Raw genomic sequence first — 15052 nt, 5'->3', positions numbered from 1 at the left:
GGCGATTCAGGTCAGCGTGACGCTGTAATGGAAGGCGTGGGCGTCGCCGCGCGTGACGCGCCACTCGACGCAGCGCCCGGCCAGGTCGGTGGCCCGGCGGGTGACGACGGCGCAGGGGTGGCCGGCTGCCAGCCCCAGGCTGCGGGCCTGGGGCGCCGTCAGCACGCCAAAGCCGATGTCGTCCACCGCGCGCTGCACATGCACGCCGCAGCGGCTGGCATAGAAGGGGTAGAGCAGCGCGGGCCAGTCGTGGGGAGCGTCGGCATCGGCGGCGGCAGGAGCGTCCTCCCGGGGCGCCAGCGCGTCGAAGAGATCCAGCGGCAGCCAGATGTGCTCCAGCAGGCAGGGCTCTCCATCGATGAGCCGCAGCCGCTGCAGGCGCAGCGCGGTTTCGCCCGGCGCCAGGCCCAGCGCGCGGGCGGCGTCGGCGGGCGCAGCCAGCACGGTGCGCGACAGGATGCGCGATGCCGGCAGCTGCCCCGCCACGCCTTCGCCGAAGCGGAAGAAGCGCAGCGTGGATGCGCCCGCGATGCCGCTGCGCACGAAGGTGCCCTTGCCGTGGATGCGCTCGATCAGCCCCTGCTCCACCAGCAGCTCCAGCGCCCGGCGCAGCGTGCCCAGCGCCACGCCGTGCTCCGCAGCCAGGGCCTGCTCGGCGGGCAAGGCGCTGCCGGGCAGCCATTCGCCGCGCACCACGCGTTGGCGCAGCGCGGCGGCCAGTGCGGCGTAACGGGCCAGGCCGGGATGATCGACCACTCCGGCTGGGTCGCTGGTTTGCTGCATTCATCTACTCCTCTAGATGAGTTGCAGTCTAGACCGGGGCGCCCGTCGAGGGCCTCCGGGCTAACCCTGGGGGTGGCCCGGCGCCCCGGCCGTCAGATCAGTCGTCGCCCACCAGCCGGGCCCGCACCAGCTTGCCCTTGACCCGGCCGGCCGACAGGCGCCGCGCCACCTCGGCGGCGATGTCGCGCTGCACCGCCACGTAGGTGGAAAACTCGTTCACGTTGATCTTGCCGACCTGCTCGCGCGTGAAGCCCATCTCGCCGGTCAGCGCGCCCAGCACGTCGCCCGCGCGGATCTTCTCCTTGCGCCCGCCCACGATCTGCACCGTGGCCATGGGCGGCAGCAGCGGGCCGCCGGGCGCAGCGGTCAGTTCGGACAGCGGATGCCATTCGGATTCCCGGCCCTGCAGCTGCTCGATCTTGCCCACGCTGCCCATCTCGGGCAGGCTTGCCAGGCTCAGCGCCAGGCCCTCGGCGTCGGCCCGGCCGGTGCGGCCGATGCGGTGGATGTGGATTTCCGGGTCGGGCGTCACGTCCACGTTGATGACGGCCTGCAGTTGGGCGATGTCGAGACCGCGCGCGGCCACGTCCGTGGCCACCAGCACCGTGGCGCTGCGGTTGGCGAACTGCACCAGCACCTGGTCGCGGTCGCGCTGCTCCAGGTCGCCGTAGAGCGCGAGGGCGCTGAAGCCCTGCCCGCGCAGCACGTCCACCAGGTCGCGGCACTGCTGCTTGGTGTTGCAGAAGGCGATGGCCGATTCGGGCCGGAAGTGGTTGAGCAGCTGCGACACGGCATGCAGGCGCTCGCCTTCCTTGACCTCGTACCAGCGCTGGGCGATCTTGCCGGCGCTGTGCTGCGCCTGCACCGTGATCTGCTGGGGCGACTTCATGAACTGGCGGGCGATGCGCTCGATGCCTTCCGGGTAGGTGGCCGAAAACAGCAGCGTCTGCCGATCGGCCGGGCACTGGCGCGCCACCTTGGCGATGTCGTCGAAGAAGCCCATGTCCAGCATGCGGTCGGCCTCGTCCAGCACCAGGGTCTTCAGGCCCTGCACGTCCAGCGTGCTGCGGTCCAGGTGGTCCATCACCCGGCCGGGCGTGCCGACGACGACATGCGCGCCGTGCTCCAGGCTGGCGATCTGCCCGCGCAGCGGCACGCCGCCGCACAGGGTGACGACCTTGATGTTGTCCTGGGCGCGGGCCAGGCGGCGGATCTCGGTGGTGACCTGGTCGGCCAGCTCGCGCGTGGGGCACAGCACCAGCGCCTGCACGCCGAAGTGGCGCGGGTTGAGCCGGTCCAGCAGGGCCAGGCCGAAAGCGGCGGTCTTGCCGCTGCCGGTGCTGGATTGCGCGATCAGGTCGCGCCCCTGCAACGCAGCTGGCAGGGCAGCCGCCTGGATGGCCGTCATCTGCGTGTAACCCAGCTGCTGCAGGTTGGCGAGGGTGGCAGGAGCCAGGGGCAAGGTGCCGAAATCGGCGGAAGGGGTAGTCATATGCCGATTATCCGGCGCGGAGGCGATGCCGTCCGGGCCTGCCGGCCCGTTGCCGGGCCGATTCGAGGGCTTGCACGCTGCACAGCCGCATGGCGATGGGCTATAAGTCCGGCAGACCGAACCACCCATGCCAGACACCACCCACGCTGACACGACCGCCGATTGGCAGAGCTGGACCGACGAGTCGATGCTGCGCATGGTCGCCGACGCCGTTCCCGCGCTGCTGGCCTGCTACACCCTGCCCGAGCTGCGCTGCGTGTTCGCCAACACCGGGTATGCGGCCGCGCACGGCTTCACCGTGGAAGGCATCATCGGCCGCACGGCGCAGGACATCGTCGGCGACGACGCCTGGGCCGACGTGCAGGTGAACGCACGCCGGGTGGCCAGCGGCGAGCGGGTGCAGTACACGCGGCGGCTGAGTCCGCCGGGACGAGACAGCTGCATGGTGGAGGTCACGCTCACGCCCCACCTCCGGCCGGGCGGGCAGCAGGTCGTGCTGGTGCTGGTCAACGACATCACCCATCACTGGCTGTCGGAACAGGCGGTGCTGCTGAGCGAGGAGCGGATGCGCAAGTTCTCGCTCGCCACCGAGGAGGCCATCGTCTTTCACCGCGACGGGCGGGTGGTGGACATGAACGACGCCGTGACGAGGCTGATGGGCTACACCCTGCCCGAGGTGCAGGGCCGCGGCATCCTCGGCTTCGTGAGCGAGGAGTACCGCGCGCAGGCCGAGGAATACGTGCTGGCCGGCCGCGAGCATTTGTACGAAGCGACGGTGCTGCACAAGGACGGCCGGCGCATTCCGGTGGAGATCGTCGGCAAGAACATGCCGGAGCCCGGCGGCGACTACCGCATCGCGGTGCTGCGCGACATCACGGCGCGCAAGCAGGCCCAGGCGCGGCTGGAATTCATGTCGCAGCACGACACCCTGACCCAGCTGCCCAACCGCCGGCACCTGATGGCCCAGCTGGGCAAGACGCTCGACACCGCGCAGCGCCGCCACGCGCGCGCAGCCGTGCTGTTCCTGGACCTCGACCACTTCAAGACGGTGAACGACTCGCTCGGCCACCAGGCGGGCGATCTGCTGCTGTGCGAGATGGCCCGCCGCATGCTGGGCACGGTGCGCACCTCCGACCTGGTGGCACGGGTGGGGGGCGACCAGTTCGCGGTGGTGCTGCCCGACATCCACAACCGCGGCGACGCCGCCACCGTGGCGGACAAGCTGCTGGCCGACATGCGTGCCGTGTTCCATGTGGACGGCACGCCGCTTTCGCTGTCGCCATCGATCGGCATCAGCGTTTTTCCCGAAGACGGCCGAGGCGCCGACGAGCTCATGCGCCGGGCCGATGCGGCCATGCATGCGGCCAAGAACAGCGGGCGCGGCAACCGGCAGTTCTATGCCCCCGGCATGGAAGTGCGCGCCACCGAGATCCTGCAGCAGGAGCGCCTGCTGCGCGACGCCATTTTTGCCGGCGCGTTCGAGCTGCACTACCAGCCCCAGGTGCGGGTGGACGACGGCAGCCTGGTGGGCTTCGAGGCCCTGGTGCGCTGGAAGCACCCCGAACGCGGCCTGGTCGGGCCAGCCGACTTCATCGGCATCGCCGAGTCGCGCGGGCTCATCGCACCGATCGGCCGCTGGGTGATGCACGAGGCCTGCCGGCAGCTGAAGGCCTGGCACGATGCCGGCCTGCACGCCGTGCCGGTGGCCGTCAACCTGTCGGCGCTGGAGTTCCGCCAGCGCGACGTGGCCCGCGAAATCGCCAACGTGCTGCTGCAGACCGGGCTGGAGCCGCGCTTCCTGGAAATCGAGATCACCGAGTCGGTGCTGATGCAGGACGCCGACCAGGCCCGGGAAACGCTGGGCGCGCTGCGGGCGCTGGGCGTGGGCATTTCCATCGACGACTTCGGCACCGGGTATTCCTCGCTGGCCTACCTCAAGCGCTACCCGATCGACAAGCTCAAGATCGACCGCTCGTTCGTGATGGACACGCCCGGCAGCGACGACGACGTGGCGATCGTCACCGCCATCGTGCAGCTGGGGCGCAGCCTGCAGCTCAGGACGGTGGCCGAAGGCGTGGAAACACCCGAGCAGCTGGCCCTGCTGCGCCAGCTGGGCTGCGATCTGGCGCAGGGTTACGGCATCTCGCGGCCCATGGACGGTGCCCGCGCGCGCCGCTGGATGCAGGATCTGCCGGCCTGACCGATGCGCCCCGGGCGGGTGCGGCCCGATCCTGCCGGCGCCCCGGCGCTGCGTGACAATAGCGCCATGGCCCAGATTCCCGACTTCACCGAACCCACGTTCCACACCGATCCCGCCGAGGCGCTGGCACAGGTCCAGCGCATCTACCAGCAGCAGATCGGCCACCTGCGCGACGCCATGCAGCGCTTCGTCGGCGGGGAGACGCCGCCCTCCCATGTGCGGGCGTTCTACCCGTTCGTGCGGGTGCAGACCCTGACCGTGGCCCGCGCCGCGACCCAGCTGGCCTACGGCTTCGTCGAAGGCCCGGGCCGCTATGAAACCACGCTGACCCGGCCCGACCTGTTCGCGCGCTATTACGCCGAGCAGTTCCGCCTGCTGCGCGCCAGCCACAACGTGGAGCTGGAAGTGGGCATCAGCAACCAGCCGATTCCCATCCACTTCTCGTTCGCCGAGCACGACCACATCGAAGGCTCGCTGACGCCCGAGCGCCGCATGCTGATGCGCGACGTGTTCGACCTGCCCGACCTGGCTGCCATGGACGACGGCATCGCCAACGGCACCTGGACGGCACGGCCGGGCGAAGCGCAGCCGCTGTCGCTCTTCACCGGCCCCCGGGTGGACTATTCGCTGCACCGCCTGCGCCACTACACCGGCACGGCGCCCGAGTGGTTCCAGAACTTCGTGCTGTTCACCAACTACCAGTTCTACATCGACGAGTTCGTGCGCCTGGGCCATGCCGAAATGGCCAACCCCGACAGCGAATACATCGCCTTCATCGAGCCCGGCAACGTGGTCACCCGCCGCACCGGCCTGGCGGCCGAGGCCGGCGACGACCTGGGCGTGCCGCCCCCCCGCCTGCCGCAGATGCCCGCCTACCACCTGGTGCGCGCCGACCGCAGCGGCACCACCATGGTCAACATCGGCGTGGGCCCGTCGAACGCCAAGACCATCACCGACCACATTGCGGTGCTGCGGCCCCATGCCTGGATGATGCTGGGCCACTGCGCGGGGCTGCGCAACAGCCAGCAGCTGGGCGACTACGTGCTGGCCCACGCCTACGTGCGCGAAGACCATGTGCTGGACGAGGAACTGCCGCTCTGGGTGCCCATTCCGGCGCTGGCCGAGATCCAGCTGGCGCTGCAGCAGGCCGTGGCCGACGTAAGCCAGGTACCCGAAGCCGACCTGAAGCGCATCATGCGCACGGGCACCGTCGCCAGCACCGACAACCGCAACTGGGAGCTGCTGCCGGACAACATGCCCCAGCGCCGCTTCAGCCAGAGCCGCGCTGTGGCGCTGGACATGGAAAGCGCCACCATCGCCGCCAACGGCTTTCGCTTCCGGGTGCCCTACGGCACGCTGCTGTGCGTGTCCGACAAGCCGCTGCACGGCGAGATCAAGCTGCCTGGCATGGCCAACCATTTCTACCGCGAACGGGTGGACCAGCATCTGCGCATCGGTATGCGGGCCATCGACATCCTGCGCGAGGGCGGCGTCAGCCGGCTGCACAGCCGCAAGCTGCGCAGCTTCGCCGAAGTGGCGTTCCAGTAAGCGGCCGCAGTGCCCGCGCGGCCGGGCCGCTCCGCCTACACCAAAGCCAGCACCGCCGTGCTGGCTTTTTCACGTATGGACTACTACCTAGCTGCAAACGCCGAGTGACAGGCGCCGCGTCACTTCCACAATGGTTGGTGGACCTTCGCTCCCATCCACCACCAGGAGACAACGTGACGCGCACCCTCACCACCACGCCCCTCGCCCGGCCTGCCTGGCGCCTGCTGGCCACGGCCGGCGCGGCCGCCGCCCTGACAGCCTGCGGCAGCGGCGGCTCGCACGGCTTCAACTTCGACGACGCCAGCCGCCAGCTCGCCCAGCAGCAGGTGGCGGCCAGCCAGATCGGCCTGCCCACGGGCGGCGCGTCGGTCACGTCGGTGGAGACGCCCACCGCCGCCAGCGGCGCGCAGCCACCCGCCTCGGTGCGCGCCAACGTGTCCATCCAGCCGGTGGACCCGGCGGCGCCGGCCATCAAGATGGGACTGCTGCTGCCCAAGGATTGGAACGGCAAGGTCGTCATGCTGGGCGGCGGGGGCTACAACGGCGTGCTGCCCAGCCTCTACACCTACCCTGCGGCACCCGCCAGCCAGGGCGCCTATCCGCTGCTGAGCCAGGGCTACGCCGTGTTCGCCAGCGACTCCGGCCACCAGGCCGGCGCCGCGGGCAGCCGTGACGGCAGCTTCGGCACCAACGACGAGGCGGTGGCCAACTTCTCCGGCGCGGCGCTGAAAAAGGTGAGCGACGTGGCCGACGTGCTGGTCACCCGCTTCTACGGCGAAAAGCCCGGCAAGCGCTATTTCCTCGGCGGCTCGACCGGCGGGCGTGAAGCCCTGGCCGTGGCCCAGAAGTGGCCGGCCGACTGGGACGGCGTGGTCGCCTGGTACCCCGCCTGGAACGCCGCCAGCCTCGACCTGCAGTTCGGCCGCATCAGCCGCGCCTTCGCCCAGCCCAATGCCTATCCAAGCCTGGGCCAGCGCAAGCTGCTGCGCCAGGCGGCGCTGGCGCAGTGCGACGCGCTCGACGGCCTGCAGGACGGCGTGGTCAGCAACGTGGCGGCCTGCAACGCGCAGTTCGACCCGGCCACGGCACGCTTCAACGGCCAGCCGCTGCGCTGCGCCAGCGGCGGCAACGAGGGCGATCAATGCCTGTCCGACGCCATGATCTCGGCGCTCAAGACCTACGCCACGGCGATCCAGTTCAGCGCGCCCCTGGGCAGCGGCGAGACCCAGTACCCCGGCTTCAACGTCTGGGGCACCGAGTTGGGCGAGCAAAGCAGCAGCCCGCTGCAGCCCACCGTCAACCTGCTGGCGATGAACACCACCGCGCCGGCCAGCCCCGCGCCGCTCACCGCGCCGTACTGGGCGGTGTTCTGGGACCAGTGGGTGCGCTACTTCGTGACGCGCGACCCGAACTACAACAGCCTGGCGCTGGACCCGCAGAACCCCGGCCCGTGGAGCGAGCGCATCAACACCCTGGCCAGGCTGCAGGACATCAACAGCACCGACCTGTCCGCCTTCCAGAAGCGCGGCGGCAAGCTGATGATGGCGCACGGCTCGGCCGACGCGTTGGTCAGCACCCGCGCCACGGCGCAGTACTGGCAGCGCCTGGAGCAGACGATGGGCGCCACGGCGGTGCGCGGCTTCGCGCGCTACTACGAAGTGCCCGGCTACGGCCACGCGGCCAGCACGGCTTTCAACGCCAACTGGGATTCCCTCAAGGCGCTGGACCAGTGGGTGACCGGCGGCACCGCCCCCACCGCCCAGGTGGTGACCGACACGGCCGGTGTGCCCGGCCGCACCCGGCCGCTGTGCGAATACCCCAGCTGGCCACGGTATGCAGGTGTGGGTGACGCGAACAAGGCCGAGAGCTTCAGCTGCGTGACCCAGTAGGCAGCTTTCTGGCCCGCGCCACGGAGGCTCGGGCCTTTCGGGCCGGCCCTATCCGTGCTGGTTCAGAACCGGTGGCGGATGCCCAAGGCCAGCGAGGTGCCGCGGCCCAGGCCACTGGCCTTGTCCAGCAACGTCACCACGTACACGTCCGTGCGCTTGGAAAGGTCATGGTCGTAGCCCAGCGCAAACGTGGTGCGGTTCTGCTCCTCCATCGCCGCTTCCGTCTTCCCGGTGCGCGCCAGGCTGGCGAGCACGCGGCCGCCGCCCAGGGGCACGGCAGCGCCCAGCTGCGCCGTCTGCAGCCGCACGTTGGCAGCCGTGCCTTCCATGCGGGCATGGCGGTACTGGCCGAACAGCTTGACGGTGCCGAAGTCGTAGCTGGCGCCTATGGTGGCATTCGTGAAGTCGCGCAACGCGACCACGCCCGCGGACCGATCGGAGACGGGATTGCGGCGCGGGAACGCGGCTGCAGCCCCGCCGGTCTTCTCGTAGCTGATGCCTGCGGAAAATTTGGATGCGGGCGTGCCGTAGAGGGCCGCCAGGCCCAGGCGCCGGCCCGCGGCCGTTCCTTCGCGGGCCGCGTACTGCACGCTGGCGGTGACGCCGGCAAAGCCCGGGCTGGTATAGGCGACCGAATTGTCCCAGCCGGAATCTAGAAAGCCGTCGGACGTCATCAAGGACTGCGACGGGCTGGGCAGGTAGTTGTGGAGCAAGAATGGACTCAGCAGCCCTGAATCGCCGAACGGGTTGAACCGCACGGCCTGCTGGAAACCCGTGGTGGGGATACGGCCGAGACGGACGGCACCGCCTGTGGCCGACGACAGGCCCACCCAAGCGGCGCGCGCCCAATAGGGCTCGGTCGAAGAACGTCCGGCCTCGCCGGTATCCACGCGAATGAAGGAGCTGAGGTCGAACTGCGCGCGCAGTCCCCCACCGAGGTCTTCGTTGCCAGTGATGCCCCAGCGCGAGGTGGACAGCCCCCCGCTGGTAACGCCGTTTACAGCCTGCTCGCCGGCCAGTTGCCTGCGCGTGACTGCGGCGTCGACGGTGCCATACAGCGTGACGTTCGACTGGGCATGCGCGGCAGCGCACTGCAGCGCTGCGAGTGCGGCGGCGACAAGAACGGAGTGCTTCATATCGTTTTTTCCTGTAGGGGGTATTCAGATCGGCGAAGCGCTCACTTCGACAGCACCGCTTCACGGAGAAGAGAGCCCACAGCGGACCGGCCATGCTGGATCAGCAGCACGGCCACCATGCCGATGACTGCGGGAATTGCGATGGCGACAAAGTTTTGCTGCAGCGGCAGGCGCATGCCCACCAGCGTCCCGATCAGGATGGGCGCCAGGATGGCGCCACTGCGGCCGATGCCCAGCGCCCAGCCCAGGCCCGTGGCGCGCACCGCCATGGGGTAGAACTGGCCGGCATAGGCATTGGCGACGATCTGCGTGCCGATGGTGGAGGCGCCCGCCAGGCCGAGCAGCAGGAACAGCACGGGCGTGGAGGCCGGCTGCCCCAGCAGCGTGAGCGACACCGCAGCCAGCGCGTACATGCCCGCCAGCACGTACTTGATGTGGAACCGGTCGGCCAGCCAGCCGCCGCCGATGGCACCCACCACCGCGCCGATGTTCATCACCAGCACGAAGTTCAGCGCGGAGCCCAGGCTGTAGCCGGCGCCGGCCATGAGCTTGGTGAGCCAGGAGCTCAGCGCGAACACCATGAAAAGACACATGAAGAAGGCGATCCAGAACATGACCGTGCTGAACCCACGGCCGCCGCTGAACAGCTGGCGGATGGGCGCGGTGGCGGACTTTTCGTGAGCGGGGATGGTGAAGCGGTCGGTAGCCTGCGGCGCGTAGGCCGGATCGAGCCGCATGGCGATCTGCCTGAGTTCGTCGGTGCGGCCCTGGGCCAGCAGGAACGGCATGGATTCCGGTAGCGATTTCAGGATGAAGGGCACGAGCAGCAGCGGCATCCCCGCGGCGAAAAACACCGACTGCCAGCCGTGGCTCTCCAGCAGGCCCTTGCCCAGCAGCGCCGCCAGCATGCCGCCGACCGCATAGCCGCTGAACATCAGCGTGACGAGCGTCGCGCGCATCTTCTTCGGCGCGTATTCCGTCATGTGCGCCACGACGCTGGGCATCACGCCCCCGATGCCCAGGCCCGCGAGAAAACGCATCACACTGAACGACACCGGGCCCTCGGCCAGGCCCGCCGCAGCGGTGAAGACGCTGAACAGCGCAAGGCAGATGACGATGGACAAGCGGCGCCCGATGCGATCGGCCACCGTTCCAAGCAGGATGGCGCCAAACATCATGCCGAACAGTGCCGAACTCACCATGAAGCCCGCATGCGTGGCGTCCACGCCCATCTTCTCCATGATCGCAGGCAAGGCGATGCCGACGACCGCCAGGTCGTAGCCGTCGAACACGATGATGAGCGCGCACCAGAACAGCACGAGGCGGTGGAAGCGGTTGAAGCGGGCGGTATCCGCCAATTGATGCAGATCGATGTGACGCACGTCCGTTGTCTCCATGGTTTTTAAGTAGAGCGGGCGGCGGATCGACCCCGCCCCGCATGCCGCCGGCGGCAGGGCCAGCGCATTGCCCGCCGATGATCGTGACGGCCGGTCCCCGGGTCCAACGCATTTTCTGGATGTCTTTTATGCGCTTGCGAAATGATGGGGCGGGTCTTCCCATGGTGGCCGCGGCCCTGTCCGGCGCCTGGCGGACCATGCGATTGGTGAATGCGTGCTATCACGGAATTTCGTTCGACCGGTGGGATGGCGCTCCGTACATTGCACAGCGAGGCGGGTACCGCAGAGGATCGCCATTCATCAACCACAGGGCGCGCGCTGCGCAGCAAAGGAGACAGCACATGCAGGGAAAGATCGGACTGGAAGAACACTTCGCCATTCCGGAGACGCTTCAGGACTCGGCCGGCTTCGTACCTGGCGACTACTGGAAGGAATTGAGCCTGCGCCTGCTGGACATCCATGAGCGGCGGCTGCGCGAGATGGACGAGAACGGCATGGAGATGATGATCCTGTCGCTCAACGCGCCCGCCGTGCAGGCCATTCCCGACACGAAGCAGGCCGTGGAAGTCGCCGTGCGCGCCAACGACTTCCTGGCCGAACAGGTAGCCCGCAGGCCGGACCGCTTCCAGGCCTTCGCGGCGCTGCCCATGCAAGACCCGGATCTGGCCACGCGCGAGCTGGAGCGCTGCATGCAGGACCTGGGCTTTCGCGGCGCGCTGGTCAACGGCTTCTCGCAGGTCGGCACGCCCGAGAACGTGGTCTATTACGACGCCCCGCAGTACGGCGATTTCTGGGCGGCCGTGGAGCGGCTCGATGCGCCCTTCTATCTGCACCCGCGCAACCCCATCGCCAGCTGGGCACAGATCTACCAGGGCCACCCATGGCTGATGGGCCCCACCTGGGCGTTCGCGCAGGAAACCGCCGTGCATGCGCTGCGCCTCATGGCCAGCGGCCTGTTCGACCGGCACCCCGGCCTCAAGATCATCCTGGGCCACCTCGGCGAGGGCCTGCCCTACAACATGTGGCGCGTGGACCACCGCAACGCCTGGGTGGACATGCCCAAGGGCTACCCCGCGCAGCGCAAGCTGTGCGATTACTTCCACCAGAACTTCTACCTGACCACCTCGGGCAACTTCCGCACGCAGACGCTGATCGACGCGCTGCTCGAAGTGGGCGCGGACCGCATCCTGTTCTCCACCGACTGGCCCTTCGAGAACGTGGACCATGCCGCGCACTGGTTCGACGACGCCGCCATCAGCGAGGCCGACCGCCTGAAGATCGGCCGCACCAACGCCCTGTCGCTCTTCAAGCTGCCGCAAGGCTGAACGACGACGCCCAGCGAGGAAAGCGCCCATGATCGACATCGACGGATGGACCATCACCCAGGCCGTGCTGAAGGCGCAGGCCGGCGCGCAGGACGCGCGGCTGCGCCGCGTGCTCGACGCCCTGGTGCGGCACCTGCACGACTTCGCGCGCGAGGTGGAACTGACCGAGGCCGAGTGGGCTCAGGGCATCGACTTCCTCACGCGCGTGGGGCACATCACCGACGACCGGCGGCAGGAATTCATCCTGCTCTCCGACGTGCTGGGCCTGTCCACGCTGGTCACGGCGCAGAACAACAGCCGCCCCGCTGGCTGCACGGAGGCCACCGTCTTCGGCCCGTTCTACGTGCCCGATGCGCCCGTCGTGCGCAACGGCGACGACATCGCCCATGGCGCGCATGGGCAGCCCTGTTTCGTGAGCGGCACGGTGCGCGGCATCGGCGGCGAGCCGGTGGCCGGCGCCACCATCGACGTATGGCAGTCGGACGAGGACGGCACCTACGACGTGCAGCGCCCCGGCCTGGACCACGCCCAGGGCCGGGCCCGCCTGGCCAGCGAGGCGGATGGGCGCTACCGCTTCCGCTCCATCCTCGCGGTGCCCTACCCCATCCCGCACGACGGCCCCGTGGGCCAGTTACTGGAGCGCACGGGGCGGCACCCGTGGCGGCCCGCGCACCTGCACTTCATGATCCAGGCGCCAGGCTACGAGACGCTGATCACCCATGTGTTCCGCGAGGGCGGCGAATACCTGGAATCGGACGCGGTGTTCGGCGTGCGTTCGTCTCTGGTAGCCGACTGGAAGCCCCGGGATCCCGGCACGGCCCCCGACGGCAGCCGCATGGACGCGCCCTTCTACACGCTGGACTACGACTTCGTATTGAACCCGGCCAGCCAGGCGGCCACGCCATGACGGCGCACACCGCCGGAACGCGCCCGCCGCAGGTGCGCCACATCGTCCTCTGGCGGGTGGCGGGCGAGACGCCGCAAGTACGCCACTGCAATGCCCAGACCGTGTCCGCTGCATTCGAAGGGTTGCGGGGCCGCATTCCAGGGCTACTCGACCTGGAGATCGGCATCGACGTCAGCGGCGTGGACTATGCCTGCGACGTGGCGATGACCATGCGCTTCGAGGACGCCGCCAGCCTGGAGCGGTACGCCGCGCACCCGGAACACCTGCGCGTGCGCCAGGAGCTGGGCGACCTGCGCACCGCGCGCCACCAGGTGGACTACTTCCTCGATCCGGATCAATGATGACTCCCTTCTCCTATGCCGCCAGCCCGTCGCGCATCGTCTTCGGCGCCGGCAGCCTCGACCGCCTGCCCGAGGAACTGGACCGCCTGGGCGTGCGGCGCGCCCTGGTGATGTGCACCCCGAATCAGCGCGCCCAGGCCGAAGTCGTCGCGCAGCGTCTGCCCGGCCGGGTAGCCGGCCTCTTCGACGGCGCCGAGATGCACGTGCCCATCGAAGTGGCCCGCCGCGCCCGGGCGGAAGCCGCGGCGCTGGGAGCCGACTGCGCGCTCGCCGTGGGCGGCGGATCGACCATCGGCCTGGGCAAGGCCATCGCCCTGGAAAGCGGCCTGCCCATCGTCGCCGTGCCCACCACCTACGCCGGCAGCGAGGCGACGCCGATCTACGGCATCACCGAGTCCGGTCTGAAGAAGACCGGGCGCGACGCCCGCGTGCTGCCGCGCACGGTGGTGTACGACGCCGCGCTCTCGCTCACCCTGCCGCTGCCGCTCACGGTGACCAGCACGCTCAACGCCATCGCCCACGCCTGCGAGGGCCTGTACGCCCACGACGGCAACCCGGTCACCGCCCTGATGGCCGAGGAAGGCATCCGGGCCTGCTCCGCCGCGCTGCGGCCCCTGCGCGCCGACCTGCGGGACCTGCCCGCGCGCAGCCAGGCCCTGTACGGCGCCTGGCTCTGCGGCACGGTGCTCGGGGCCGTCTCCATGGGGCTGCACCACAAGCTCTGCCACACCCTGGGCGGCAGCTTCGGCCTGCCGCATGCCGAAGTGCATGCCGTGATCCTGCCCCATGCGATGCGCTACAACGCAGCCGCCGCACCGCAGGCCATGGAACGCATCGCGCGCGCGCTGGGCGTGGACGACGCGCCCCTGGGCCTGCACCGCCTCGCCGCAGAGCACGGCGCGCCGCTGTCGCTGCGGGAGATCGGCATGCCCGAGTCGGGCTTGGACCGAGCGGCGGAACTGGCCGCGTCCCAGCCCTACCCCAATCCACGGCCCCTGCAGCGGGCCGCGCTGCGGGCACTGCTGGAGGCCGCCTTCCACGGCAGGCCTCCCGCCTAGGCGCCCGGCGCTGCCTCGGCCCCGGGGTCCAGCGCCCGCCGGGACTTCTCGTGGAACAGGCCGAACATCATTTCGCGCAGCCACCGGTTGCCGCTGTCCTGGTGGAAGCGCTCGTGCCACTGCTGGCTGATCTCAAACGGCGCCACCTCGAACGGCGCCCCCAGGATGTGCAGGTCCGAGCGGGAGGCGACCATGGCCTGCGCGAGCCGCTGCGGAGCCGTCAGCACCAGGCCGGTGGTGGCGACGATGGACGACAGGCCCAGCGAATGCGCTGCGGTGAGCACCACGCGGCGGCGGTCGAGCGCGCCCACCCGTTCCAGCGCCTGCTGCAGTTGGTGGTCGGTGGTGCCGCGCGGCCGGTAGGCGATGTGCTCGGCCTCCAGATAGTCGTCCAGCGTGATGGCTCGCCGCGCGCCCAGCGGCGACGCGCGGGACACGAGCACCACGAAGGTCTCGTCGAACAGCCGCTGCTGGTAGAACGACGGGCCCATGGGCTCCCAGCTGCCCAGCGCGACGTCGATCTGCCCGTGCAGCATGCGCTGGCGGGCCTCGGTGCGCGGCACGTCCACCGTCTCGAAGCGCACGCCCGGCGCCAGGCCTCGCGCCAACAGGAGCAGCCGGGGCATCATCACCAGCTGGCCGATGTCGTTGACCGCGATGCGGAACAGGCGCCCGGAGGTGCCCGCCTCGAAAGTGCGGCCCTGGTCCACGGCCTGCCCGAAGCAGGCGAGCCCCTCCTCCACCGGGCCGATGAGTCGCTCGGCCAGCGGCGTGGGCACCATGCCCTCCGCCGAGCGCACGAACAGCACGTCGTTGAAACGCTCGCGCATGCGCTTGAGCGCATTGCTCACCGCCGACTGCGTCATGCCCAGCCGCTCGCCCGCCAGCGTGACGCTGCGGGTTGCGTAGATGGCCTGGAAGACCAGGAACAGGTTCAGGTCGATCGACTGGATGTTCACTGCGAAGCCTCCTTGCC

The 15052-nt window shown here is 69.7% G+C and carries 12 protein-coding genes; 7 read left to right on the top strand and 5 right to left on the bottom strand.

Features of this window, described 5'->3' with window-relative positions; all coding sequences use genetic code 11:
- Positions 1-6: 6 nt before the first annotated feature.
- Positions 7-783, bottom strand: a complete 777-nt coding sequence (locus ASF94_RS00570) for a GntR family transcriptional regulator (RefSeq protein ID WP_056660010.1) — start codon at positions 781-783, stop codon at positions 7-9.
- 97 nt (positions 784-880) lie between these two features.
- Positions 881-2275, bottom strand: coding sequence for an ATP-dependent RNA helicase DbpA (gene dbpA / locus ASF94_RS00565; RefSeq protein ID WP_056660007.1), 1395 nt, complete (start codon positions 2273-2275; stop codon positions 881-883).
- A gap of 127 nt (positions 2276-2402) precedes the next feature.
- On the opposite strand from dbpA, the gene ASF94_RS00560 reads away from it, so the two are divergent.
- The 3 genes from ASF94_RS00560 (at position 2403) to ASF94_RS00550 (ending at position 7912) form a co-directional block, all read left to right on the top strand.
- Positions 2403-4475 carry a bifunctional diguanylate cyclase/phosphodiesterase gene (locus tag ASF94_RS00560; protein WP_056660004.1) on the top strand — a complete coding sequence of 691 codons (2073 nt, stop codon included), beginning with the start codon at positions 2403-2405 and terminating at the stop codon, positions 4473-4475.
- 66 nt (positions 4476-4541) lie between these two features.
- Positions 4542-6023 (top strand): AMP nucleosidase, encoded by a 1482-nt coding sequence (locus ASF94_RS00555; RefSeq protein ID WP_056660001.1) that lies wholly within the window; start codon positions 4542-4544, stop codon positions 6021-6023.
- Between the two features lie 173 nt (positions 6024-6196).
- Entirely contained in the window at positions 6197-7912 is a 1716-nt protein-coding gene (locus ASF94_RS00550; RefSeq protein WP_056659998.1) for a tannase/feruloyl esterase family alpha/beta hydrolase, read from the top strand.
- Between the two features lie 62 nt (positions 7913-7974).
- On the opposite strand, the gene ASF94_RS00545 is transcribed toward ASF94_RS00550, so the two are convergent.
- Together ASF94_RS00545 and ASF94_RS00540 are read right to left on the bottom strand one after the other, a co-directional pair.
- Positions 7975-9048 (bottom strand): porin, encoded by a 1074-nt coding sequence (locus ASF94_RS00545; RefSeq protein WP_056659995.1) that lies wholly within the window; start codon positions 9046-9048, stop codon positions 7975-7977.
- 41 nt (positions 9049-9089) lie between these two features.
- A complete protein-coding gene (locus ASF94_RS00540) occupies positions 9090-10430 on the bottom strand; it encodes an MFS transporter (protein ID WP_056660719.1) in 1341 nt (446 codons plus the stop codon).
- Positions 10431-10786: 356 nt separating this feature from the next.
- Between ASF94_RS00540 and ASF94_RS00535 the strand changes: the two genes are divergently transcribed.
- The 4 genes from ASF94_RS00535 to ASF94_RS00520 are packed head-to-tail and all read left to right on the top strand — an operon-like array spanning position 10787 to position 14076.
- A complete protein-coding gene (locus ASF94_RS00535) occupies positions 10787-11770 on the top strand; it encodes an amidohydrolase family protein (RefSeq protein ID WP_056659992.1) in 984 nt (327 codons plus the stop codon).
- 28 nt (positions 11771-11798) lie between these two features.
- Positions 11799-12677, top strand: coding sequence for an intradiol ring-cleavage dioxygenase (locus tag ASF94_RS00530; protein ID WP_056659989.1), 879 nt, complete (start codon positions 11799-11801; stop codon positions 12675-12677).
- On the top strand, positions 12674-13018 hold the full coding sequence (locus ASF94_RS00525; RefSeq protein ID WP_056659986.1) for a Dabb family protein: 345 nt from the start codon (positions 12674-12676) through the stop codon (positions 13016-13018). The genes ASF94_RS00530 and ASF94_RS00525 overlap by 4 nt, the downstream gene beginning before the upstream one ends.
- Positions 13018-14076, top strand: a complete 1059-nt coding sequence (locus ASF94_RS00520) for a maleylacetate reductase (RefSeq protein ID WP_056659983.1) — start codon at positions 13018-13020, stop codon at positions 14074-14076. Before ASF94_RS00525 ends, ASF94_RS00520 begins: the two co-directional genes overlap by 1 nt.
- Here ASF94_RS00520 and ASF94_RS00515 read toward each other — a convergent pair.
- The gene (locus ASF94_RS00515) at positions 14073-15035 is read right to left on the bottom strand and encodes a LysR family transcriptional regulator (protein WP_056659980.1); all 963 of its coding nucleotides are present in this window, start codon (positions 15033-15035) and stop codon (positions 14073-14075) included. The two genes, ASF94_RS00520 and ASF94_RS00515, sit on opposite strands and share 4 nt — an antisense overlap.
- Positions 15036-15052 lie beyond the last annotated feature (17 nt).

Origin of the sequence: Acidovorax sp. Leaf160 (genome assembly GCF_001424265.1) — a bacterium.
Lineage (GTDB): Bacteria > Pseudomonadota > Gammaproteobacteria > Burkholderiales > Burkholderiaceae_C > Paracidovorax.
Note: the sequence above shows the minus strand (reverse complement) of the source record. Positions and strands in the feature narration are given on the sequence as shown.